Origin of the sequence: Nocardioides sp. YIM B13467 (assembly GCF_042788075.1) — a bacterium.
In the GTDB taxonomy this organism is placed as follows: domain Bacteria; phylum Actinomycetota; class Actinomycetes; order Propionibacteriales; family Nocardioidaceae; genus Nocardioides.
This window is the reverse complement of record NZ_JBHZPJ010000046.1, coordinates 3,985,017-4,008,164: the sequence shown is the minus strand read 5'-3', so window position 1 is coordinate 4,008,164 and position 23,148 is coordinate 3,985,017. Positions and strand designations below refer to the sequence as shown.

23 protein-coding genes, 2 tRNA genes and 1 pseudogene are annotated in these 23,148 nt (G+C 69.0%); 13 read left to right on the top strand and 13 right to left on the bottom strand.

Annotation, left to right across the window (positions count from 1 at the left end):
* The first annotated feature begins 82 nt into the window (after positions 1–82).
* From ACFX43_RS26415 to ACFX43_RS26405, 3 genes are all read left to right on the top strand, one after another.
* On the top strand, positions 83–1,057 hold the full coding sequence (locus ACFX43_RS26415; RefSeq protein WP_378838394.1) for an expansin EXLX1 family cellulose-binding protein: 975 nt from the start codon (positions 83–85) through the stop codon (positions 1,055–1,057).
* 128 nt (positions 1,058–1,185) lie between these two features.
* Positions 1,186–1,716 (top strand): SigE family RNA polymerase sigma factor, encoded by a 531-nt coding sequence (locus tag ACFX43_RS26410; RefSeq protein ID WP_378838388.1) that lies wholly within the window; start codon positions 1,186–1,188, stop codon positions 1,714–1,716.
* Positions 1,713–2,510 carry a hypothetical protein gene (locus ACFX43_RS26405; protein ID WP_378838383.1) on the top strand — a complete coding sequence of 266 codons (798 nt, stop codon included), beginning with the start codon at positions 1,713–1,715 and terminating at the stop codon, positions 2,508–2,510. The genes ACFX43_RS26410 and ACFX43_RS26405 overlap by 4 nt, the downstream gene beginning before the upstream one ends.
* A gap of 124 nt (positions 2,511–2,634) precedes the next feature.
* On the opposite strand, the gene ACFX43_RS26400 is transcribed toward ACFX43_RS26405, so the two are convergent.
* The 8 genes from ACFX43_RS26400 to ACFX43_RS26365 form a co-directional block, all read right to left on the bottom strand.
* Positions 2,635–2,708, bottom strand: a tRNA-Met gene (locus ACFX43_RS26400).
* A 156-nt stretch (positions 2,709–2,864) separates the two neighbouring features.
* Positions 2,865–2,938, bottom strand: a tRNA-Met gene (locus ACFX43_RS26395).
* Between the two features lie 55 nt (positions 2,939–2,993).
* Entirely contained in the window at positions 2,994–5,897 is a 2,904-nt protein-coding gene (locus tag ACFX43_RS26390) for a UPF0182 family protein (RefSeq protein WP_378838370.1), read from the bottom strand.
* On the bottom strand, positions 5,894–6,490 hold the full coding sequence (locus tag ACFX43_RS26385; RefSeq protein ID WP_378838365.1) for a PPA1309 family protein: 597 nt from the start codon (positions 6,488–6,490) through the stop codon (positions 5,894–5,896). The genes ACFX43_RS26390 and ACFX43_RS26385 overlap by 4 nt, the downstream gene beginning before the upstream one ends.
* The gene (locus ACFX43_RS26380; RefSeq protein ID WP_378838359.1) at positions 6,487–7,533 is read right to left on the bottom strand and encodes a PDZ domain-containing protein; all 1,047 of its coding nucleotides are present in this window, start codon (positions 7,531–7,533) and stop codon (positions 6,487–6,489) included. Before ACFX43_RS26380 ends, ACFX43_RS26385 begins: the two co-directional genes overlap by 4 nt.
* A gap of 193 nt (positions 7,534–7,726) precedes the next feature.
* Entirely contained in the window at positions 7,727–7,963 is a 237-nt protein-coding gene (locus ACFX43_RS26375; RefSeq protein WP_160027430.1) for a hypothetical protein, read from the bottom strand.
* A gap of 1 nt (position 7,964) precedes the next feature.
* The gene (locus ACFX43_RS26370) at positions 7,965–8,126 is read right to left on the bottom strand and encodes a hypothetical protein (protein ID WP_378838354.1); all 162 of its coding nucleotides are present in this window, start codon (positions 8,124–8,126) and stop codon (positions 7,965–7,967) included.
* Between the two features lie 36 nt (positions 8,127–8,162).
* The gene (locus ACFX43_RS26365; RefSeq protein ID WP_378838351.1) at positions 8,163–8,600 is read right to left on the bottom strand and encodes a molybdenum cofactor biosynthesis protein MoaE; all 438 of its coding nucleotides are present in this window, start codon (positions 8,598–8,600) and stop codon (positions 8,163–8,165) included.
* Between the two features lie 56 nt (positions 8,601–8,656).
* On the opposite strand from ACFX43_RS26365, the gene ACFX43_RS26360 reads away from it, so the two are divergent.
* Positions 8,657–10,006, top strand: a complete 1,350-nt coding sequence (locus tag ACFX43_RS26360; protein WP_378838345.1) for a zinc-dependent metalloprotease — start codon at positions 8,657–8,659, stop codon at positions 10,004–10,006.
* Positions 10,003–10,542 carry an NUDIX hydrolase gene (locus ACFX43_RS26355; RefSeq protein WP_378838342.1) on the top strand — a complete coding sequence of 180 codons (540 nt, stop codon included), beginning with the start codon at positions 10,003–10,005 and terminating at the stop codon, positions 10,540–10,542. The genes ACFX43_RS26360 and ACFX43_RS26355 overlap by 4 nt, the downstream gene beginning before the upstream one ends.
* Here ACFX43_RS26355 and ACFX43_RS26350 read toward each other — a convergent pair.
* Entirely contained in the window at positions 10,539–11,405 is an 867-nt protein-coding gene (locus ACFX43_RS26350; protein ID WP_378838339.1) for a helix-turn-helix domain-containing protein, read from the bottom strand. The two genes, ACFX43_RS26355 and ACFX43_RS26350, sit on opposite strands and share 4 nt — an antisense overlap.
* Before the next feature lie 64 nt (positions 11,406–11,469).
* On the opposite strand from ACFX43_RS26350, the gene ACFX43_RS26345 reads away from it, so the two are divergent.
* Positions 11,470–12,135, top strand: coding sequence for a dihydrofolate reductase family protein (locus ACFX43_RS26345; RefSeq protein ID WP_378838335.1), 666 nt, complete (start codon positions 11,470–11,472; stop codon positions 12,133–12,135).
* Here ACFX43_RS26345 and ACFX43_RS26340 read toward each other — a convergent pair.
* Entirely contained in the window at positions 12,048–12,599 is a 552-nt protein-coding gene (locus tag ACFX43_RS26340; protein ID WP_378838332.1) for a M48 family metallopeptidase, read from the bottom strand. The two genes, ACFX43_RS26345 and ACFX43_RS26340, sit on opposite strands and share 88 nt — an antisense overlap.
* An 11-nt stretch (positions 12,600–12,610) precedes the next feature.
* Positions 12,611–13,636, bottom strand: coding sequence for a PHP domain-containing protein (locus tag ACFX43_RS26335; RefSeq protein WP_378838325.1), 1,026 nt, complete (start codon positions 13,634–13,636; stop codon positions 12,611–12,613).
* 555 nt (positions 13,637–14,191) lie between these two features.
* Between ACFX43_RS26335 and ACFX43_RS26330 the strand changes: the two genes are divergently transcribed.
* From ACFX43_RS26330 to ACFX43_RS26320, 3 genes and pseudogenes are all read left to right on the top strand, one after another.
* Entirely contained in the window at positions 14,192–14,350 is a 159-nt protein-coding gene (locus ACFX43_RS26330; protein ID WP_091051197.1) for a DUF5679 domain-containing protein, read from the top strand.
* A 206-nt stretch (positions 14,351–14,556) separates the two neighbouring features.
* Positions 14,557–15,330: a hypothetical protein gene (locus ACFX43_RS26325; RefSeq protein WP_378838320.1), complete on the top strand. Its 774-nt coding sequence runs from the start codon at positions 14,557–14,559 to the stop codon at positions 15,328–15,330.
* Between the two features lie 125 nt (positions 15,331–15,455).
* Positions 15,456–15,617: pseudogene (locus ACFX43_RS26320) on the top strand (hypothetical protein); the annotation flags it as partial.
* 105 nt (positions 15,618–15,722) lie between these two features.
* On the opposite strand, the gene ACFX43_RS26315 reads toward ACFX43_RS26320, so the two are convergent.
* On the bottom strand, positions 15,723–16,766 hold the full coding sequence (locus tag ACFX43_RS26315) for a methyltransferase domain-containing protein (protein ID WP_378838316.1): 1,044 nt from the start codon (positions 16,764–16,766) through the stop codon (positions 15,723–15,725).
* 25 nt (positions 16,767–16,791) lie between these two features.
* Entirely contained in the window at positions 16,792–17,784 is a 993-nt protein-coding gene (locus ACFX43_RS26310) for a glycosyltransferase family 2 protein (RefSeq protein ID WP_378838313.1), read from the bottom strand.
* A 169-nt stretch (positions 17,785–17,953) separates the two neighbouring features.
* Here ACFX43_RS26310 and ACFX43_RS26305 point away from each other — a divergent pair, with 169 nt between their 5' ends.
* From ACFX43_RS26305 to ACFX43_RS26290, 4 genes are all read left to right on the top strand, one after another.
* Entirely contained in the window at positions 17,954–18,208 is a 255-nt protein-coding gene (locus ACFX43_RS26305) for a hypothetical protein (RefSeq protein ID WP_378838309.1), read from the top strand.
* A gap of 179 nt (positions 18,209–18,387) precedes the next feature.
* Positions 18,388–19,521, top strand: a complete 1,134-nt coding sequence (gene ftsY / locus ACFX43_RS26300) for a signal recognition particle-docking protein FtsY (RefSeq protein ID WP_378841166.1) — start codon at positions 18,388–18,390, stop codon at positions 19,519–19,521.
* Between the two features lie 30 nt (positions 19,522–19,551).
* Positions 19,552–20,757 (top strand): ROK family transcriptional regulator, encoded by a 1,206-nt coding sequence (locus tag ACFX43_RS26295; protein WP_378838306.1) that lies wholly within the window; start codon positions 19,552–19,554, stop codon positions 20,755–20,757.
* Between the two features lie 157 nt (positions 20,758–20,914).
* Positions 20,915–23,044, top strand: coding sequence for a PQQ-dependent sugar dehydrogenase (locus ACFX43_RS26290; RefSeq protein WP_378838300.1), 2,130 nt, complete (start codon positions 20,915–20,917; stop codon positions 23,042–23,044).
* The last annotated feature ends 104 nt before the right edge of the window (positions 23,045–23,148 follow it).

Genomic DNA, 23,148 nt, shown 5'->3' with positions numbered 1-23,148 from the left:
GCTGCGCAAGGGGCGGCAACCTTTTCGGCTCCGGCGGCAACTGCGCTGTGGAACATCGACTCGATCTACCGAACGGATGGACATGAGGACAACGAATCACGGCCCGGAGCAGCCGCTTCGCAAGCACCGGCTGGCCATCGGCAGTCCGCTGACGCTGCTGGCTGTCAGTGTTGTGGTCTGCCTGGCAGCCGTGCTCCTCATCGGGGGCAGCACGGACGCCTGGCGTGCCACCGACGAGTCCGCCACGGCTGCACAGGCGAGCGGCGCCGCCGATTCCGACTCTCCGACCGCGACGCCCGACGCCACGATCGCATCGAGTCAGCCGCCGGTCACGAGCCCGTCCCCGTCGCCCCGCCGTACCCGAAAGCCATCGCCCGCCAGCAGGCAGCGCACACCTTCGAGCACCCCACGCACGGACTCCGCGGAGTCCACCGAGCCGTTAACCGGACGGATCAAACCGGGCATCCGTTACCGGGGCGTCGCGACCGCCTACGAGGCGGGCGACGGGAACGGCGCCTGCCTCTACGGCCCGTCCGACGACCTCATGGTCGCGGCGATGAACCACACCGACTACGAGTCGGCCAAGGCATGCGGGGCGTACGTGCTGGTCCGCGCCGCCAACGGTGCTTCCATCACGGTGCGGATCGTCAACGAGTGCCCCTTGCCCTGCGAACCCGGGCAGCTCGACCTCAGCCAACAGGCGTTCGCCAAACTCGCCGACCTCTCCGTCGGCCGGCTCCCGATCACCTGGAAGCTGCTGAGCCCCGCCGCGGCCGGCACCATCTCGATCCGGTACAAGACCGGGTCCAGCCAATACTGGTGCGGCGTCCAGGTGATCGGCCATCGCAACCCGGTGGCCGCGCTCGAGGTCCGGACCGCCAATGGATGGCGCAAGCTGCAGCGCACCGACTACAACTACTTCCTCGCCGAGGACGGCAACGGATGCGGCAGAGCGATCAGGATCACCGACATCTACGGCGAACGGCTGACCATCGACGGGATCGCCCTCGAACCGGACGTCGCGCAGCCGACCCGGGTCCAGTTCGCCAGGCACTGATCGTGTCGCTCGCCCATGGTCAGGACTACCGCTCACGGCTGATCGCGGTCCGGCCGGAGGCGAGGGGCGCTGCTACGCTCACGCCGACTGTTAACGCGCACATCGCAGGGAGACGGCAACCGCGGGAGATGGTCGCCGACGACGCGTCCGCAGAGTTCCACGACTTCTTCGAGCGCCACTACGCCGAACTGGCTCGTCTCGCCCACCTCCTGACCGGCGAGAAGGACGCGGCGGACGACCTCGCCGCCGATGCGCTGGTCGCCCTGTGGCAGCGCTGGGACCGGCTGCGGGCCGCGCAGCACCCGGTCGCCTACGCCCGCGGCGTGGTGGCCAATCTGGCGCGGGAATGGATCCGGAAGAGGGTACGCGAGCGACGGCGAGTGGCGCTGTTCTGGTCCTTCGACACCGAGCACGTGGACGGACCGGACGTTGCGGCCGTGCAGGACGTCCGAGCCGCGCTCACGCGGCTGCCGTTCCGCAAGCGGGCGTGCGTGGTCATGCGCCACGCCCTCGACCTGTCGGAGAGGGACACCGCCGCTGCGCTGGGCATCTCGGTCGGTACGGTGAAAAGCCAGACCTCGAAGGGGATGGCCGAGCTGGAACGGTTGCTCGGCGCGGATACGGTCGGCGAACTGGCCACAGGAGGGAGGAACCGATGAACGACGAGATCAGCCGACGGCTGCGAGAGGCCGCCGCGGCTCACGAGCCCAACCGCGCAAGGATCCTGGCACGCGTGGAGCGCGGCGCGGCCGACCCCGATGTCCGGCGCCGCACACCTTCGATCGCGAGGTCATGGCCCCGGGCGGCGATCGTCGGTGTCGTCTCCGCCGCCACCCTGGCGACCGGTGGTCTCGCCGTCGCTGCCGCCATCGGCGGAGCTCCGTTGCTGCCGGCCACCGCACCCGCTCCCACGGTCCCGTCCCCGACCGTCACGTCCCCGACCGTCACGCCCAGTCCGACGCCATCCTCCCGCACCACCACCACGACCGGTCCGGCTCCGGTCCCGTCCCCTTCCCCCACCTGGGGCAGCGCGCGTCCAACTCCGGACGAGAGCCGGGTCGAGGACGGGCCGCTGTGGTCCGAAGGCTCGCTGGACCCCCACAGCACCATCTATTGGGCCCAGAGCAACCTGACCCTCGAGACCACCAAGCCGCTCACCTCAGTCACCGTGGAACTGCGCATCGCCCAGACCGGCGGCATATGGAGCACCGGCAGCTGGCAGACCCTGCCGAGCGAGGACTTCACCGTCACCGTTCGGGAGTCCGGCCGTGCGCTGATCTACCGTTGGGCCCTCAAGCCGGGCCGCACCGTGCCGGCCGGACGGCACGAGTTCGCCAGCCAGTACAACCACGAGACCGGCGTCCGCAGTGTCGAGCGCGACAGCTACCACGTCGACGCCCAGACCGCAGACGGATCCTTCGCAGTCCGGGGAGGGTTCTCCCCGACCCGGTGAGGACGGTCTAGCTGAAGCGCCCCGCGTTTGCCCCGCCCCGGACGCCAACCACCGACACGAAACCGCAGGTGGATCGAGAAATACAACAAGACCCGGACCATCTGGTCCGGGTCTTGTCTTGGAGTAGCGGGGACAGGATTTGAACCTGTGACCTCTGGGTTATGAGCCCAGCGAGCTACCGAGCTGCTCCACCCCGCGTCGCAAGAACAACACTACCCGTGAACTGACCCGAACCCCAATCTGGGGCGCCGGGGTCTCGTCAAGCCCGACGCCGGCGCTACGGATGAGCGGGGCGCAGGTCGGAGCTGAAATCACGAAGGCCCGGACCTTTCGGTCCGGGCCTTCGTCTTGGAGTAGCGGGGACAGGATTTGAACCTGTGACCTCTGGGTTATGAGCCCAGCGAGCTACCGAGCTGCTCCACCCCGCGTCGCAAGAAGAACATTACACGCGAGGGGAAACGAACCCCTAATCGGAGGTGTCCCTCAGCCTCCGGAGATGAGCTCGGCAGCCTGGTCGACCTTGTCCTGAGCCTCCGCGATGAGACGCTCGCGCTCGGCGTAGTCGCCGGACTTGCCGGCCTCGTCGGCCTGGGCGAACAGGGCACGCGCGTCCTCGAGGAGCTGGCCCACCTCGCCGGGCGATTCACCGCCGGAAGAGGGTGGTGTGGTCTCGGCTGGTTCCTCGTCGGGATCGGAAGCCGTCGGAGGCGTCGGCGCGGCGCCGGTCAGCGCGACCTCGAGGGCCTCGCTCAGCGTCGAGCCGTAGCCGACCCGTCCGTCGTAGGAGACCAGCACGAAGGCCAGCTGGGCATAGCCCGAGGTCGAGGCGGTCGCTCGGCGGGCGTAGATCGGCTCGACGTACAGGATGCCGTTCTTCGCCGTCGGATACGTGACGACCTGGCCCCACACCGGCGCCGAGCCGGAGCGGTTGAACGAGGCGACCTCATCGGCGATCGCCTTGTCCGTACGGAACTCGTTGGAGACCATGCCCGGACCCTGGGTGTCGTCGGGGAAGCCGGTGGTGATCCGGATCTTCCCGTAGTCCTCCGAGGTGGCGTCCGAGTCGACCGACATCATCGCCGCCAGGTTGGGACGGTTGTAGGGCACGAAGGCGGACGTCAGCGACCAGCGTGCGGTGCCGGAGCCGGTGTCGAGGAACATCCGGTAGGGCGTCTGCTGGTGGTTGTCGTCGTTCGGGTCCTCGGGCACGGCCCAGCGCTCGTTGCCGGAGAAGAAGACGTCCGGGTCGGAGACGTGGTAGCGCGCCAGCTGGTAGCGCTGCACCTTGTAGAGGTCCTCGGGGTAGCGAAGGTGCTCCATCAGCTCCTTCGGGATCGACGACTTCGGCATCACGGTGCCGGGGAAGGCCGCCTCCCACGTCTGCAGGATCGGGTCCGCCTCGTCCCACTCGTAGAGGGTGACCGTGCCGTCGTACGCATCCACGGTCGCCTTCACCGCGTTGCGCATGTAGTTGATCTCGTCGGTCGGCAGCGTCTGCACCCCGGTCGAGGTCTGGGTGGCGTCGTCGGTCATCGAGGCGAACGAGTCACGCGCGGCCTGCGGGTAGCGGTCGGTGGTCGTGTAGCCGTCGACCACCCACTGGATCCGTCCGCCGACGACGACCGGGTAGACGTCGTCGTCGAGGGTCAGCCACGGCGCCACCTTCTGCACCCGCTCCTTCGGAGAGCGGTCGTAGAGGATCTCGGAGTTCTCGTTCACGCGCGAGGAGAGCAGGAAGTTCGTGGAGCCGAACTGGATGGCGTACATCAGCTGCCGGAAGTTGGAGCCGATCGGGACACCACCGGCACCCTCGTACGTCGTCCTGGTCTCGCCGTCCTCGGAGTTGTAGTCGAGCTCGACCGGGTTGCCCTTGCCGGCCTTGCCGACGATCGAGTACTCCGGCGAGTCCTCGCCGAAGTAGACCTTGTCCTGGAACTTGCCCTGGCCCGAGGTCAGGTCGTGCTGGCCGGTGCGGTCGCCCTCGGCCCACTGCATCTGGTTCGACTCGGTCTTGTCGTCGGCGCCGCGCATGTTGGCGTAGGAGGCGATCACTCCGTTGGAGTGGGTGTAGACCGTGTGCAGGTTGGTCCAGGTGCGGTCGGAGTCGGAGATGCCGGCCTGGTTGAGCTCGCGTACGCCGAGCACGACCGCCCGCTCCTTGCCGCCGACCTCGTAGGTGGAGATGTCCAGCGGCTCGTGCACCGAGTAGTAGGAGCGGCCCTGCTGGACCTGCTCGAACTCGCGGTGGACCACCGCGGGGTCGACGATCGGCAGCGAGGACGCGGTCTCGTCGAGCTGCTCGGGCGAGGCGCCGTCGGCCTCCGCCTGCGAGGTGTACTCGGTCACCTCGAGGTCGTCCTTGGCGATGCCGTAGGCGTCCTGAGTGGCCTTGATGTTGGCGGCCAGGTAGGGCTTCTCCTTGTCCTGCTCGCTCGGCCGGACCTGGAAGCCCTGCACGACCGCGGGCCAGATCATCCCGATCAGCAGCACCGAGATCGCGAACAGCGAGATCGCGATCGAGGGCAGCTGCCAGCTGCGCCGCCACATGTTGAGGATGAACAGCACGCCGCAGATCACCGCGATCCCGAGCAGGATCTGGTTGGCCGGGAGCACCGCGTGCTCGTCGGTGTAGGTCATCCCGTCCAGGCGGGGCCCGGAGCCGTTGACCAGGTCGTAGCGGTCGACCCAGTAGTCGAGCCCCTTGACCAGCAGGATCAGCCCGAGCATGGCGCTGAGCTGGATCTGTGCGGAGCGGGTGAACCGGTCGCGCTGCGCGGTGAGCCGGATGCCGCCGTAGACGTAGTGCACGATCATCGCGCCGATGGTGCCGAGGATCAGCCCGGTCAGCGCGAAGTTGACCAGGTAGTGCCACCACGGCAGGTCGAAGACGTAGAAGCCGATGTCCTTGCCGAAGAACTCATCGGTCTTGTCGAAGTCGCGCCCGTGGCGCCACATCAGATACGTACGCCACTGGCCGGCGCCCGAGAAGCCGGCGAAGATCCCCGATACACCAGCGACGCCGATCAGCAGCCAGGTGCGGATCGGAGCGATCGCGTCGCGGTAGCGGTCCAGGCCACCGATGTCGTCTGCCGGGTGGAAGTAGGGACGCGTGCGGTAGGCGAGGGCCGCGGGCAGCCCGATCATGATCGCCATCAGCACGAAGAAGATGACGAAGAGTGCCGTACGCGTCCAGAAGACCGTGCCGAAGACGCTGCTGAAGTCGATCGCGTCGTACCACAGTGCGTCGGTGTAGATGGCCGCGAAGGCGCTGATGCCGAAGAAGAGCACGATGACCGAGACTGCCGAGATCGCCAGCCATCGGTTGCGGCCGGTGCTCTGTGTGCGCGCCGGCGCCTGTGCCGGGTCGTCGTCGTCGAACAAGCTCATGCGTCACTCTCGCTGTCGGGGGTCTCCTCAAGAGTGACACGCAGCAGTTCGAGGAGCTCAGGGACCAGGTCGACGCCGCCGATGACCGACTGATCGTCGTCGTGCGCCTTCAACCGGAGAGCACAGTACGTAGCACCAGCACGTGTCGCGCCGGCCACGATGCGTACCTCTTGCCGGTCGGGGTGCGCCTTGGCGAACTCCGCGGCCGCCTCGGCGTCATCGGGGATCTTGCCGTCGGCGTCGGGCGGCAGCACGAGACGCTCGACGACCGCCGCGCAGCCGGTGACCCCGGCGGGCCAGGCGGTCGTCTGGAGGACCTCCTCCAGCTGGGTCGTCACCGGCACCTGGTCCTGCTCGATCGGGGTCAGCGACCCGTCCTGATCGGGAGCGTCCAGGCCCATCATCGTGGCGAGCGCGGGCTCGGCCTCGACGAGCGCGGCGGTGTCGACCAGCGCGAAGAGCCTCGCCGGTCCGTCCCAGCCCTCGCCGGCGACGTGGGCCTCGATCTCGAGGACCGCCGCGGCCAGGGCGGGGTCGGTCTCCAGGTCGAGACCGCGGCTGAGCTCAGGCGTGGGCTCAGGGGTGTCGTTCACTTCGTGCTCCCACAGGTCGGCAGCTTGGCATTCGGGTCCTCGGTCCAGGTTTCGATCGCCTTGATGGCGTCGTCGAGAGTCTCCACACGGGTCAGGCGCATGTCACCGTTCTCGGCACCCTCGACGTCTTGGCAGTTGCCGGCGGGCACCAGGAAGAGCTCGGCCCCGTCCGAGGCCGCACCCGGGATCTTCTGCTGGATCCCGCCGATCGGGCCGACGTTGCCGTCACCGTCGATGGTGCCGGTGCCGGCGATCTTCTTCTCGCCGGTCAGCGGCCCCTCGGTGAGGGTGTCGTAGACCGAGAGCGCCATCATCAGCCCGGCGCTCGGTCCGCCGATGGCCGGATCGAGGGTGATCTTGACGTCGTAGGGGAACTCGTAGGTCGCTCCCAGCGAGACACCGATGAAGGCCTTGCCATCCTTCTCGCCGGTCTTGATGGTCTCGGTGAGCGTCTTGCCCTTGCGCTCGATGGTCAGCTCGACCGGGTCACCGGGCTCGACCTTCTGCACCTCGGCGACGACCTCTTCGGGGGTGTCGACCGCCTTGTCGCCGACCTTGGTGACCACGTCGTCGGCCTTCAGCTTGCCGGCGGCCGGCGCGTCCTTGGTCACCTCGGCGACCGAGACCTCGTCGACGTCCTCACCGAGCCTGGTGAACGCCGCGGCGATCGCCGCGTCCTGGGCGCTGGCCATCTGCACCTGCCCGGCCTCGCGGTCGTCCTCGACGGTGCCCTGGTCGGGGTAGGCGACCTCGCGCGGGTAGACCGCCTCGGTGTCGCTCATCCATGCGCCGAGCAGGGTCCAGAGTCCGAGCCTTGCCTCGCGGGTGGTCTCGGAGACCGTGGTCATCCGCAGCTGTCCCTTGTCGCGGTAGCTCTTGTGGCCCTCGACCTGGACGATGTCCTTGCCGTCGAACTCGCCCAGGACGTTCACCGTCGGCCCGGGGCTGTAGATCGTGAAAGGCAGCGGAACGACCCAGGCGATCACGATCAGGGCAACCACGAGCGGCAGGGCGACAAGACCGGCCAGGGTGCGCTGTGTCATAGCGTCACCTTCTCATTCAAGACCAAGTGCACCCTAAGGGCCCGCCCAAGAATTGCCTGGCGGCCTGCGCCGCCAGGGCACGCACTGGCCGGCGTTGCCGCCCCTCGAAAGACCCCGGTATGCCTTCGGAGCGGCGCCTTGGCCAACACGCACCCTGACGACGCAGTCCATCCACGCAATTCTCGGCCGGCCCCTAAGAGGCATCGCGGTTGACACGGACCGCGACTCCGGTCGACCTGTCGGGCGGCGGCTGAGGCGCTGCGTACCTTCTCGAGCGCTCGCGCGTCTTCTCCTTCTCGAGCGCGATCCCGAGGCGGCGTACGACTTCTTCGCGGTCCTGCTCGCGCCCCTCACGTCCGAGGAACGCGACCCAGGCCATCGCCAGCACGGTGATGACCGCAGACGGTACGAGCCAGAGCAGGATGTCCACGTCAGAGCATGCCCGTGAACTCGGCGTCGAGCCAGGCGCTGTCCAGCGCGTGGCCTGGCAAGGCGGAGGAGAGAGGCGGCCCGGGGTTGGCCGTCGACCGACGACAACGCCGCCAGGGCGCGTGATGGGCGGCGCCCGGCCGGCGATCCGAGTTCATGGGCATGCTCTTAAGCCTATTTGGTGCGGCCAACGCCACGCATCAGGGCGCGCCGACCCACTCGTCGGTGCCGTCGGTGAAGACCTGGTGCTTCCAGATCGGCACCTCGGCCTTGAGGGTGTCGATGAGATCGCGGGAGGCGGCGAAGGCCTCGCCACGGTGGCCGGAGGCGGTGGCCACGATGACGGCGATGTCGCCGATGTCGAGGTGACCGGTGCGGTGGACGGCGGCGACACCCGCGACGCCGTGGTCGGCGGCCACCTTCTCGGCGACATCCGCCAGGCGCGCGAGGGCGGTCGGATGGGCCTGGTAGTCGAGGCCGGTCACACCCTTGCCCCCGTCGTGGTCACGTACGCGGCCGACGAAGAGCGTCACCCCGCCGGAAGCGTCGTCGTCGAGTGCGGCCAGCACCTCGGTGACATCGAGAGGGGTCTCTCGGATGTCGAGAAGCTTGACGGCGCCATTCTTCGGTTCAGCCATGAGAACAGCGTAGTGGTTGCTGACAGCGGGCTTCCGTAACCGCGTAGGCTGGACGTATGAGTCAGACCCCAGGTGGCCCCGACGAGCCGGAGGAGCCGGAGAACCCCTTCAAGGGCACGCCCTTTGAAGCGTTCTTCGGTGGTTTTCCCATCGGCGGCGTCGGCGGAGGCCCCGGCGGCATGCCTGACCTGAGCCAGATCTTCGGTCAGATCCAGTCGCTGCTACAGCCCTATGACGGCCCGCTGAACTGGGACGTCGCGATGGACCTCGCCCGCAAGGTCGCCGCGTCCACGCCCGACCCGACGCCTTCGCAGAAGCAGAAGGACGCGGTCGCCGACGCGATCCAGCTGGCCGACCACTGGTTGGAGGAGACCACGTCGTTCCCCTCCGGCGTGAAGTCCGCCACGGCCTGGTCGAAGGCCGAGTGGTTGGTCAACACCCTGGACGCGTGGAAGCCGCTGATCGAGCCGGTCGCGGCCTCCACCGCGGCCGCGATGAGCGGCCAGCTCCCCGAGGACATGAAGGCGCAGATGGGCCCGATGATCGGGTTCGTCGGCAAGGCGATGGGCGCGTTGTACGCGAACCAGGCCGGCACCGGCCTCGGTCACCTCGCCGGCGAGGTCATCTCCGTCTCCGACATCGGCATCCCGCTGACCGAGCCCGGTCAGGCCGCGCTGCTGCCGGTCAACGTCGAGCCCTTCGCCGAGGGCCTGGGCGTCAGCACCGACGACGTGCTGCTCTTCCTGGCCCTGCGCGAAGCCGCCCACCAGCGGCTCTTCGCCGGCGTGCCGTGGCTGCGTGACCACGTGGTCTCGGCCGTGACCGACTACGCGCGTGGCGTCGAGCTCAACATGGAGGCCATGCAGCAGCGCATCGAGGAGCAGATGCGCGGCCTGGACCTCTCGGCCATGCAGGACCCGTCCCAGCTGCAGAACATGTTCGAGGAAGGCATGTTCGAGGTGCCCGACTCTCCCGCGCAGAAGGCAGCGCTGGAGCGGCTCGAGATCGTGCTGGCGCTCGTGGAGGGCTGGGTCGACGAGGTCGTCGCCCTCGCCACCGCCGAGAGGATGCCGGTCGCGGCGCAGCTGCAGGAGGCCGTGCGCCGCCGCCGGGCTGCCGGCGGTCCGGCCGAGCAGACATTCGCGACCCTGGTCGGTCTGGACCTGCGGCCACGACGGCTGCGCGACGCGGCCGCGCTGTGGGGCTCGCTGCGCACCCGGCAGGGCATCGAGGCGCGCGACGGCGTCTGGATGTCCCCGGCGCTGCTGCCCACCTCGGCCGACCTCGACGACCCGCTCGGCTTCCGTGAGGGCGCCGAGGCTCCCGATGTCGACTCGATCGACTTCGACGCGGAGCTCAAGAAGCTGCTCGGCGGAACCGACTCCGACGGCCCCGGCGACGAGTGAGTCTGCACGCTGACGCGCTCGCGACCCTGCGGGCGTGGGAGGCTCCGTCGGCTCCCCAGGAGACCTTGCGGCAGCGCTACGTCTCCCATCTCGAGGCCGAGCCCACCGGGGTCTTCAAGTCGTGCGTCCCCGACCACCTGACGGCCTCGTGCGTGGTGCTCTCCGACGACGGTTCCGCGGTGCTGCTGACCCACCACCGCAAGGCGCGGCGCTGGTTCCAGTTCGGCGGTCATCTCGAGCAGGACGACCCGACCCTGTGGGCGGCCGCCGCCCGCGAGCTGCGTGAGGAGTCCGGGGTGCCCGACCTGGTGCCTCTGCCCGGCCTGGTGCAGCTCTCCGAGCACCCGGTCCCCTTCTGCGCTCCGTCCGGGGACGTCCACCACCTCGACGTACGCTTCATGGCCGTCGCTCCCTCCGGTGCAGTTCCGGCGGTGAGCGAGGAGTCGCTGGACGTACGTTGGTGGCCGATAGACGCGATCCCCGAGCCCGAGGACAACCTGCTCGAGCTCATCAAGCTCGCCCAAGCTCGCCTCTAGCGCCGGCCTCCCGGGGTCGTGCCGAGCGCTGTGTGGGCGGTCGGACGGCGGCTGACGGCGAGCGCGGAGGGCGGTTCACCGGCGTACCTGACGACGTCCCGGGTCAGATGGCTCTGGTCGGCATAGCCGTGACGGGCGGCGACCTCGGCGACGGTCAGCGTGCCGAGGCGATGTATCGAGCTTGTCGAGATGTCGGCGGCGGCGCGCTCGAAACGTACGACACCGGCAGCTGCCTTCGGGGTGAGCCCGACAGCGCGCTGGAAGCAGGTCGTGACGTACCGGTGGCTCCATCCGGTCTCGGCCACCAGGTCCCGGATGCGCACCTGCCCTCCGGACTCGGTGATCCGGTTCCACAGCCGGGACACCAGCGGGTCCGCCGGACCACCGGCCGGGCCGTCGGCCAGCGCCAGCAGCGCGGACTGGACCAGGTCGAACCTCGGCCGCCAGGTACCGGCCTCCGCGAGCTGCTCCGAGAAGGACGGTCCGAGCTCGGGGATCAGGTCCTCGACCGCGATCACCCTGCCGGCCACCTCGCGGCCCGGGATGCCGACCAGCCGGGAGACACCGAGCGGCGTCAGATAGACCTGCACGCACGCATGGCTACGCCCGGACCGGGTCGAGACCGGCCCGGGCATGAAGCCGGAGAGGAACGAGCCGTACGTCCCGGAGCCCTCCCCCGCGGCGACGTCGACGATCTCGAACGGGTCCCCGAAGGAGAGGACCAGCGGCAGCAGGGTCCCTGCGGGCTGGCGCCGCTCGAGCGGCACGGCCGACTGCTCGCGGAAGCCCACGATGCCCGCCACCAGACCCTGCAGACCAGGGTGGGTGGGCAGTCGTACGATCTCGCGGGTCACGCCCGTCATGTATCGATGATCGCCGGTCGATTTCGTTCAAGCCAGCCGATTCGAGCAGGCGCAGGCTGTCGTCATGCGAAAACTGGCGATCGTGGAGTTCTTGAGCGTCGACGGAGTCATGCAGGGACTGGGCTCCCCCGATGAGGACCGGGATGGTGGCTTCGAGCACGGCGGGTGGGGCGCGCCGTACGGCGCGGCGCTCGGGGAGGTCCTCTCCCCCGATATCGGCGCGCAGACCTCGGCGTACGTCATGGGACGGCGGACATACCAGAAGATGGCGGAGTTCTGGCCGACCCAGCCCGACACCAACCCCATGGCGGCGAGCCTCAACTCCGCCCCGAAGCACGTCGCGACCCGCACGCTCGACGACCTGGCCTGGAGCGGTGCGAGCGTGCTCGAGGGAGACGTTGTCGAGGCGGTCGCCGCCCTCAAGACCGAGGGGCAGGGAACCATCGTCGCGCTCGGCAGCGGTGATCTCGTCCGTCAGCTGATGAGCGCCGGACTCGTCGACGAGCTGCGGCTGTTCGTGCATCCGTTGCTGCTCGGCACCGGCAAGCGTCTCTTCGGCGATCTGCCGTTGCCGTGCTCGCTGCGGCTCGAGGACATCGTCTCGACGAGTCTCGGCACGGTCGCGCTCACCTATGCCGTGGGTCAGTCGATCTCTTCGACCCCTTCGACATCGTCCTCTTCGCCAGGAGGGGCGGGGAGCTTGGCGGCGGCGGACCAGCCGGCCAGGTAGCCCTTGGCACGCTCGGCCTGGGGATAGCGGTCGACCCACGCCCAGAACGCCTCGTTGTGCTTGGCCTCGAAGAGGTGGGCGAGCTCGTGGACGAGGACGTAGTCGACGACCCAGCTCGGCATGCCACGGAGCCGGTCGCTGAGCCGGATCGAACGGTCGCCGGGGGTGCACGAGCCCCAGCGGCTGTTCTGGTTGTCGACCCAGCGCACGGAGTCGGGCTTGGCCAGGCCGCCGAAGTACTGGTCGCTCAACGCGGTCGATCGCCGCATCAGATCATCGTCGCTGGGCTTGCGACGCCGTTCGGCCTTCTCCAGGCGGGCGACCATCTGCTCGACCCATTCGGCCTCCTCCCGCTGGGACATCGCGGCCGGGATCATCACGATGATGCGGTCGCCGTCACGGTAGGCGGAGACCGTACGCCGACGCCGCTTGCTGCGTCGCACCTCGATCTCCGGGCCGTCCATAGGTCAAGAAACTACCTGTTCGCCCAGGCCAGCAGGCGATCCCGAGGCCAGGTGTTGATGATCCGTTCCTCTTCGATACCCGCCGTTTCGGCTCGTTCGCACCCTAGGACGAGGAAGTCGAGCTGCCCCGGAGCGTGTGCGTCCGAGTCGATCGAGAAGAGGCAACCGGCGTCGCGGGCGAGCTCGAGGAGCTTGGTCGGCGGGTCTCTCCGCTCGGGCCGGGAGTTGATCTCGACCGCGACCTCGTGCTCGGCGCACGCCTCGAAGACCTTGCGGGCGTCGAACTGGCTGCCGGGCCGGGTGCCGCGGTTCCCGGTGACCAATCGACCGGTGCAGTGACCGAGCACGTTCATCCGGGTCGTGGAGACCGCCGTGACCATCCGCTTCGTCATCTGCTCCTTCTCCATCTTGAGCTTGGAGTGGACGCTGGCGACCCGCAGCTGGAGCTTGGCGAGCATCTCGTCGCTCTGGTCGAGGCTGCCGTCGTCGAGGATGTCGACCTCGATCCCCTTCAGCAGGGTGAACCCGTGTCCGGCGAGGTGGTCGTTGACCGCGTCGACGACGCCGAGCTGGCGCTCCAGGCGGGCGGCGCTGAGACCATTGGCGATCGTCAGCCGCGGGCTGTGGTCGGTGAGCACGAGGTACTCATGGCCCAGCTCGATGGCGGTGAAGGCCATCTCCTCGATCGGCGACCCGCCGTCGGACCAGTCGGAGTGGCTGTGCAGGTCGCCGCGGAGCCTGCTCCGCAGCCTCTCCCCCGCTCCGGCGGCGGTCAGCGGACCGCCGTGGACGCGCTCGGTCTCCTGCAGCCGCTGCGGAACCTCGCCGCGCGCGGCCTCGGTGATGACCTTGGCCGTGCTCGCCCCGACCCCGCTCAGCTCGGTCAGGGTGCCCTCGGCCGCCCGGCGGCGTACGTCCTCCTCGGAGAGGGGCAGGATCGCTGCCGCCGCGGCGCGGAACGCCTTCACCTTGTAGGTGTCCTCGCGCCCGCGCTCGAGCAGGAATGCGATCCGACGCAGGGCTGCGACGGGGGACAACGGCTCGCCTACCAAATCTTCCTCCAACTATTTTTGCCTCCACAGGCGGTGGAGAATGCTTTTCCCAGGTCAAGGTCTGAATTCAACCGAATATTCGCCACTCGGTCACCTTGGTTACTCACAGGAAAGCGCGTGTCTTCCACCGGCTGTCCCCAAGCAAAGCGGGGTTGTCCACATCTTGTCCACAAGCAACGCGGAGTGGGACGTTGACGCGCTCCCACATCCTCTTTAAGTTCGATGTCAGTGGGACCCCCGGCGCCGCCGGACGGCCTTCGCAAGGGGAAGGCGAAGGACGATCCAGGCACCGGGGGTCCCTCCAGTTTTGTCCCCACCCCGAGACCTTCGCGAGCGCCTTCGGCAGACCTTCGATGCGTCGTCGAAAGCCCCGAATCCCCCGGTATGACGCCAACACGCCGACACTCGCTTGATAGCCCGTGTTGCCGCAGGAAGCGCCGCGTGTCGTAGGGTCGAGTTGGCTCGTCATGACGAGCTTCCGACGGGCTTCCCTGACAACCCCGTCGCGACGACCAGTTACATATAGGCAAGGAGGCCGTCATGGCGGAGACCTGGAGCGGCGAGTTCTACTGCGTGAAGTGCAAGGAGAAGCGCGAGGCGACCGGTGAGATCCGGGTGAACGACAAGGGCACCAAGATGGCCAAGGCCGTCTGCCCCGTCTGCAGCACCAACCTCAACCGCATCCTCGGTAAGGCCTGACCACTCAGTTCATCCTGAGCTCACGCGGCGGCGTCCCCGGCATGTCCGGCGGCGCCGCTGCCACGTTTTGCCGAAGCGTCAGCCCCGTCGGCCGAAGCGTCACCCGAGTACCAACTCGGCCGACGCGCGTGACGTCTCGGCAGGTTATCCACAGGCTCTGTGGATTGTTGCTGCAGGAAATCCAGCGCGGTGTGAGACTCCCCGGCATGAGCACGCGCTACCGGATTCGGCCGGGGTATGTGGCCGTACGACGTGATGAGACCCGACTCCAGATCGGCATCGACCCGCCACGGCGGGCGATCGTGCAGGACGGCGTGGAGGTACGCCGCCTGCTGACCGACCTCGCCGCCGGCCGGGCGGTCGAGCCCGACCACTTGCCCGGGCGCCACGCGATGCAGCAATTGGGCAACGCCGGCCTGCTGATGGACGCGGACGGCGGCGAGCCGCCACCACGGCTGGGCTTCGACGGTCCGCCGGCCCTGCTGTCGGCGGCACGGGCACTGATCGGACCGGCGGCCTCGACGCCGAGCATCCCGGACATCGTCGTACTCCTCTCCGAGGGTCCGCTCGACCGCGAACGAGCGGACGAGCTGGTGCGCGAGGGCCGGGCGCACCTGGTCGTCGAGAGCGGACCCGACACCTGGACGGTGGGCCCACTGGTCGTACCCGGGGTGACCGCATGCCTACGCTGCGTCGACGCGGCCCTCGCCGAGGAGGACGAGCGGCGGGCCGTGGTCGTGAGCCAGCTCGTCGGCAACGAGGTCCCGAGCGACGCGCTGCTGCAGTCGCTCGCGCTCTCCTGGGCCGTACGCGACGCCCGCACCTACCTCGCCGGACGCACCCCCGCTTCGTGGTCGGCGTCGGTGGTCCTCACCCGCGACGACGTGCCCACCGTCCGGTCCTGGCTGCGGCATCCCTACTGCGGCTGCGCCTGGGACCTGATCGCCTCGGCCGGGACAGGGGCGGGCGAACCGGCTTGACCTGCGCCGACGCCTCCGGCACCCTTGCGGACATGGTCACGAAGAGCGCGCTGCGACGACGAGGCATGGGTCTCTGACCCCGCCCTCGCGTCAGCCTGCCCTCTTCACCTCCTAGGACCACTCTCGTGCACGAGCACACTCTTGCCCTGTCCGCACACCTGCAGGACGCCGTCGTCACCTGCTTCGGCGAGGCCTACGCCGGCATCGATCCCGAGCTGCGGCCGGCCACCCGGCCCGAGTTCGGCCACCTCCAGTCCAACCTGCCGCTGCGGCTGGCCGGTCCGCTCGGCCTGCCGCCGCGGGAGATCGGCGCCCGCCTCATCGATGCCGTCGACCTCTCGACAAGCTCGATACATCGCCTNGTTGCGCCGACTCGGCTACACCAGGCTCGGCTACTTCTCGAAGACTGCCTGGTCGAGGACGCGGCGCTCGTCGTCGGCCAGGACGACCAGCTCCTCGCGGGTGAGGCCAGTGCCTTCGCCAGTGGGGGAGAGGTTGATGAAGAACTCGTGCTTGACGGTGTCGTGGAAGGAGGTCTCCCGCATCGAGATGAAGTCGAGGTCGGCGAGGTCCTGGAGCAGCAGGCGGAGGTGGTTCGGGGTGCAGACCCAGTTGTGGGTGTCGATGTAGCGCTCCCCGCGCTGGGCCTCCTCGCCACTTGCCTTCACGGCGTCCAGACCGTGGGCGAAGGTGTAGTCGCCCTTGTGGCGCGGACCCCAGGCGGTGATGCCGCCGTGCTTGGCCGCGTTGAGCCGCTCCTCGATGACCGCGCCCATGGTGTGCACCGACGACGGGTAGAGCGAGGCGTCGATGACGCGCGAGAGCGAGGCGCGCTCACGGAAGCGGTCGAAGCAGTAGCGGTGGTCGGGGATGACCAGGGCGAGTACGCCGTCGGGGTTGAGCAGCTTCTCGCACTCGTTGATGAAGTCGATCATCGAGGTCGTGTGCTCGATGACGTGGGACGCGACGACGAGGTCGAAGCGCTCCGGGATCACGTCTGACCAGGGAGTTCCCGGCCGGAAGACGTAGTCGACCTCCTCGATGTCATCGGGGTCGTACTGGGAGAAACCGGCATAGCGCTGAACCAGACCCTCACGGTCGAGATAGTCGACGATGCGTACGTCATAGCCGTCCCGCTTGGGCAGGATCGCGTTGTGCGCGGGGCCGATCTCCAGGATCAGGGCGTCGGGCTTGACCCCGGCGAGCACCTGCTCGCGCCGCAGCTCGAGCCGGTCCAGGCCGGGGATGGCCGGCACCGCGGTGGTGCGGTTTCGGTCGCCCTGCAGCCCCTCCACCTTCGTACGCAGCTTCTGGTTGCGCTGCTTGAGCTCGTCGATCCGGCCGTGCAGGCGCGCGGCCTCGGCATCGGCGGCACGGACGGTCTGCAGACCTGCGGCGGCGAGGCCGCGGCGTACGGCGCCCCTGAAGGTGGGCAAGACAGGTCCTCCTGAGAAGAGAGATTCAGCTTTTGCGGGGTGGGATGTAGGGCTCGGCGGCCAGTGCGGCCCGGCCGCGCTCGGCGCCGAGGGCGTGCTCGTCGTCGGGCACGGCCTTGTCGTTCTCGGGGTCGAGCACGTCACGCATGAGGTCGGGGACGAGCGAGCGGCCCAGCACGATGTGCAGGTGGTAGGTCAGCCAGTCGTCGAACGAGTAGTCCCCCGAGAAGGCGCCGGCGGCGAGCTCGGCCCGGGTGGGCGTGCGCGCGAGGTAGGCATCCTGCAGGGTGCCGTTGAGGTAGCGCTGGTAGTCGCGCATCCCGTGGTGACGCGGGCTCGGCTTCAGGTCGGGGTTGGCCTCGTAGCCCTTGCCGGCGTTGATCACCTTGCGCTCGAGCTGGGCCCAGGAGCGCCAGGGGAGGTGGAGCACCTCGAGAGCGACCTCGTCGGGCGGTTGGCCGTTGCTCATCAGCGAGACGAAGTGGTTGCCCTGGACGACCTTGATGTCCGACTCGCCGCGGTGGATGGCGTTGGGCGTCGGATGCGCGTGGAGCCCGACCGCCTCGAGGCGCTCGTCGGAGCGCCGGTCGCGCCACTGGAGCCGATTGACGCCGCCGCCGGTCCAGGCGGGCGGGCCGACGAGGTTTTCGACCTCGACGGTGAACGCGTTCAGCGACAGGGGAGTGGCCTCGAGCGCCTGGCGTACGGTCAGGCCCTTGTCCTTGGGCACCAGGAACTCGTCGGCGTCGAGGTTGAGGACCCAGTCGGCGCGGAAGTGGGTGCGGGCACGTCGGGCCATCGAGGTGACGACCTTGCCCTGCTGCTTCTCGTGGACGGGGTCGTGGTGGAGCTCGACCCGTCCCGTGGCGGCGTACCGCTCGAGCACCTCGGTGGTGCCGTCGACCGACGCGTTGTCCGTGACGATCAACGTGTCGACACCCTGGTCCAGGTGGTGCTCGATCATCGCTGCGACGATGTCGACCTCGTCCCGGACCATCATTGTCCCGATGATCCTCATGCCGTGAAACACTACCGGCCCGGTGGACGTTGTCGAGATCCCGCGCCGAAAGACGGGACGCCCCGGGCGCGGGCGCGCGTGCAGGCGCGTGCCGTTGTGTGCTCGGGGGGGCGAGGTGTGCGAGGGTGGACGCCGTCCGTGCGTATCCAGAAGGGGGCTGGCCGAGCCAGTGACGACCATCCTTGTCATCTTCGTGGCGATGCTGCTCATCGTCGCGCTGGCCGGACTCGTGATCGTCTACACGGTCTTCCCCCACCGCGGACAGAAGATGCCGTACGCCACCAAGCTCGGTGAGGCGATGGAGCGGGCCGTCGACACGGCCCCCACGCTCAGTCCGGCCACCCGCCTGCAGACCCGCCGCGAGGACCATCTCACCGAGCTGCTCGGTGAGCGCAAGCCAGGGACTACGGAAAAGAACCGGTAGCGTCCCGCACCTCGATTCCGTGCCGCAGGCCGCACGCTGCGCACGCACCTCGCGGCGTTGGCGCCGCTCGGAAGACACCCGGTATGCCGTCGCGACGCCGCCGTGCGATGCACGCACGCATCGCACGGCCTACGACACGGACTCTCGGTTTGGGCCGCTAGTTTGATTGGATGAGGCCCATGGAAATGGTCACCCTCATCGTCATCATCGCGGTCGCCGCTGTCGCGATCATCGGCGGCGGCATCGTCGGCCTGGTCGCCAGCACCCGGCGCCGCAAGGACCGTTCGCTGCCGACCGAGGCGGGGACCGATGTCATCACCCGTCCTGAAGAGCCGACGGTCGCGGAGGCCGAGCCGGAGACGGTGCCGGCCGAGCCCGCCGCTCCGGTCATCGAGAAGCCGGAGAGCACCGCCTCCCGCCTGGTGCGGCTGCGCCAGCGCCTGGCCGGCTCCAACGCGCTGGGCCGCGGACTGCTCAACCTGCTCTCGACCGACAAGCTCGACGAGGACACCTGGGAGTCCATCGAGGATCTGCTGCTCACCGCCGACATCGGCGTCGCCCCGACCCAGGAGCTGGTCGAGGGCCTGCGCACCCGGCTGCGCGTCGAGGGCGGCAAGGTCGACGCCAAGGCGGCGCTGCGTGACGAGCTGATCAAGCTGGTCGACCCGGGCATGGACCGCCGGCTCCAGGTCAGCGGTGCCGACGGCGCCCCCGGTGTGGTGCTGATGGTCGGCGTCAACGGCACCGGCAAGACCACCACCACCGGCAAGCTCGCCCGGATCCTGGTCTCCGAGGACCGCAAGGTCGTACTCGGTGCCGCCGACACCTTCCGCGCCGCTGCCGCCGAGCAGCTGACCACCTGGGGCGAGCGCGTCGGCGTCGAGGTCGTACGCGGCCCGGAGGGCACCGACCCGGCCAGCGTCGCCTTCGACTCGGTCAAGGAGGGCCTCGACACCGGCGTCGACACCGTCATCGTCGACACCGCCGGACGGCTGCAGAACAAGGCCGGCCTGATGGACGAGCTCGGCAAGGTCAAGCGCGTCATCGAGAAGCAGACCCCGGTCACCGAGGTGCTGCTCGTCCTCGACGCCACCACCGGCCAGAACGGCCTCATCCAGGCCCGCGTCTTCAGCGAGGCCGTCGCGGTCAGCGGCATCGTCCTGACCAAGCTCGACGGCTCCGCCAAGGGTGGCATCGTCGTCGCCGTGCAGCGTGAGCTCGGTGTTCCGGTCAAGCTCGTCGGCCTCGGTGAGGGCCCCGACGACCTGGCTCCGTTCACCCCTGAGGCCTTCGTCGACGCGCTTCTGGGCTAGTAAGGCGTGCCACATGGCAGGATCGCCGGTATGCGCCATTCACTCGCCGGCCGGGCCGAGACTTCCATGCAGGCACGACTGCTCGCCCAGCTCCGTGACGAAGGCCCGCTCTCGCGGGTTCAGCTCGCTGACCGGCTGAACGTCTCCCGCACCACGATCGCGGCCGAGGTCGGCAGGCTCACCGAGCTGGGCATGGCCCACGAGGTGGGGCCGGCGGCCTCCCGGGGCGGCCGGCGCTCGACCCTGGTCGACCTCGCGCCGGACATCCGGTTCGTCGGCATCTCGATCGGCGCCACCAGCATGTCGGTGGGCCTCACCGACGGCCGGCTGTCGGTGATCGGCACCCGCACCCGGGCGTGCGACATCCGCAGCGGCCCGGAGAAGGTGCTCGCGACCGCGCTCGACGAGGTACGCGCGCTCCTGGACGAGCACGACGTCAGCGAGCCGATGGGCGCGGGCGTCGGCGTACCCGGACCGGTCGACTTCCACCGCGGCGTCTCGGTGTCCCCGCCGATCATGCCGGGCTGGGATGGCTACCCCGTGCGCGACGCGGTCGCCCGGGAGCTGGGCTGCCCGGTCGTGCTCGACAACGACGTCAACGTCCTCGCGGCGGGGGAGCAGCACGCCGGCGTCGCCCGGACCGCTCGTGACTTCCTCTACGTCAAGATCGGCACCGGCATCGGCTGCGGGATCGTCGTCGACGGGGAGCTCTACCGCGGCGTCGACGGCTGCGCCGGCGACATCGGCCACATCCGCGTCGAGGACTTCGGGCCCACCTGCGCCTGCGGCAACACCGGCTGCCTGGAGGCGTTCTCCGGAGGGGCGGCGCTCGCTCGCGAGGCGCTCGCCGCGGCCCGTTCCGGACGCTCGCCCGTGCTGGCCGAGCTGCTCGCGGAGAAGGGCGAGCTGAGCGCCGAGGACATCGCCATCGCGGTGGCCCGCGGCGACGCCCAGGCGGTCCAGCTCATCCGGGAGAGCGGACACCGCATCGGCCAGGTCCTGGCCAGCCTGGTCTCGTTCTTCAACCCCGGCCTGATCGTCATCGGCGGCCGGGTCAGCAAGCTCGGCCATGGCCTGCTCGCCGAGATCCGCAGCGTGACCTACCGCCGCTCGCTGCCGCTGGCGACCGGCAACCTCCCGATCGTGCTCAGCGAGCTGGGCGACGAGGGCGGCGTCATCGGGGCCGCCCATCTGATCAGCGCCTCGGTGTACGCGCCCAGCAGCGGAGAGGTGTAAACCCCCACTCTCGACCGCCTCAGAGGCGCGCTGTCGTCCCATCTTTCGAAATCATCTTGCGAAAGTACGCAAGTCACTTGACGTGACCGGCGTCACATCGGTACGTTCGCGGACGATCTCGCTCCCCTCCCATGACAGCGAGAGAAGGAGATGGACCGTGCGCAGATTCACCCTCTGGAGCGTCGCCACCACCGTGGTATCCGGCCTCCTGGTTCTGCCCCTCACGACGTCCGCGGACGCGGCCCCCACGGCCGCCCCGCCGCCGGACACCGACTTCGAGAAGGTGACCCTCAACGACCGCCCCGGTGAGCCGATGGACCTGGCGGTCCTGCCCAACGGGGATGTCCTCCACACCACCCGCGCCGGGAAGGTGTGGCTCAACGACGCCGACACCGGCGTCAACAGCGTCGCAGCCGAGTTCGACGTCTACCAGCACGACGAGGAGGGTCTGCAGAGCATCGCTCTGGACCCCGGATACAACGGCCGGACCAACAAGTGGGTCTACGTCTACTACTCGCCCCCGATGGACACCCCTGTCGACGACCCGGCCACGCCGGACGTCAACGAGGGTGACGCCCCGGAGTTCGGCACGCCCGCCGACTTCGAGCCCTTCAAGGGCGCGATCCGGCTCTCGCGCTACAAGTACGCCGGCGGCAAGATCGACCTGTCGACCGAGCAGCAGATCATCGACGTACCGGTGGACCGCGGGCGCTGCTGCCACGTCGGCGGCGACATCGTCTTCGACTCCGCGGGCAACCTGATCCTCGCCACCGGCGACGACACCGACCCGTTCCAGTCCGACGGGTACGCCCCGCTCGACGACCGCGAGAACCGCAGCCCCGCCTTCGATGCGCGGCGTACGGCCGCCAACACCGACGACCTGCGCGGCAAGCTCCTCCGGATCAAGCCGGGGCGTACGGGCGGCTACACCGTCCCGAAGGGCAACCTCTTCAAACCAGGTACGGCGAAGACCCGGCCGGAGATCTACGCGATGGGTCTGCGCAACCCGTTCCGGATCGAGATCGACCCGGAGACCGATCGGATCTACGTGGCCGACTACTCGCCCGACGCGTCCTCGGCCAACCCGGACCGCGGCCCGGCGGGCCAGGGAAAGTGGACCGTCGTCAGCAAGCCGGCCAACTACGGCTGGCCGCTGTGCGCGACCGCCGAGATGCCCTACCGCGACTATGACTTCGCGACCGGGACCTCGGGGCCGGCGTTCGACTGTGACGCCCCGGTCAACGACTCTCGGCACAACACCGGGCTGACCCAGCTCCCGCCGGTCACCCAGCCGACCGTCTGGTACACCTACAGCCAGTCCGCGGAGTTCCCAGAGCTCGGTACGGGCGGCATCGCCCCGATGGCCGGCCCTGCGTACGACTTCCGGAAGTCCGCGACCAAGAACCCGCTCTCGGGTGCCTGGCCGGCGTACTACGACGGCGTTCCGCTGTTCGCGGAGTGGGGCCGGGACTACATCAAGGGCATGCGGCTCGACGCCGACGGCGAGCTCACCGGCATCGAATCCGTGCTCTCCACGTTCGCCACGGACAACGTGATGGACCTGGAGTTCGGCAAGGACGGCTCGCTCTACATGCTCGAGTACGGCGACGGGTTCTTCAGCGAGAACGAGGAGGCCCAGGTATCCCGGATCGACTACATCGCCCGTACCGGCAACCACAGCCCGAAGCCGGTCATCAGTGCCGACAAGACCGCGGGTCAGCCGCCGCTGACCGTCGCCTTCGACAGCGCCGGGACGACCGATCCCGACGGTGACCGCCTCGTCTACCAGTGGGACTTCGACGGTGACGGCACGTTCGACGCCACCGGGAAGACCGCCACTCACACCTACGAGGAGCCGGGGGCCTACCGTGCGACTCTGACCGTCACGGACAAGGGCAAGGCGGGCCGCGGCAAGCACGCCTCGGCTGACGTCGATGTCGTCGTCGGCAACGATGTTCCGGTGGTGACACTGACGACGAGCCCGGCGCCCGGCGAGGCGTTCCACTTCGGCGACACCGTCCAGTTCCAGGTCGAGGTGACCGATGACCAGGCCGTCGACTGCGACCGGGTCTCGGTGACGTACGTCCTGGGCCACGACGAGCACGGGCACCCGCAGTCCACCGCGAACGGCTGCAGCGGCTCGATCGTGACGACCGTGCCCGGTGGTCACGACCCCGGGCAGGACGACCTGAACGCCGTCTTCGTGGCGGAGTACACCGACCCCGGCGAGGGCGACATCCCGGCGCTCACCGGCTCTGACGAGGTGGTGATCGCACCCAGCGAGTGACCCTCGCGATCGACCTGAAAGGGGCATTCGGCCAGCCATGGCCGGGTGCCCCTTTCGGCTACTTTGTCCAATTACTTTTCAAAGTTCGACAGAAACTTTGCAGA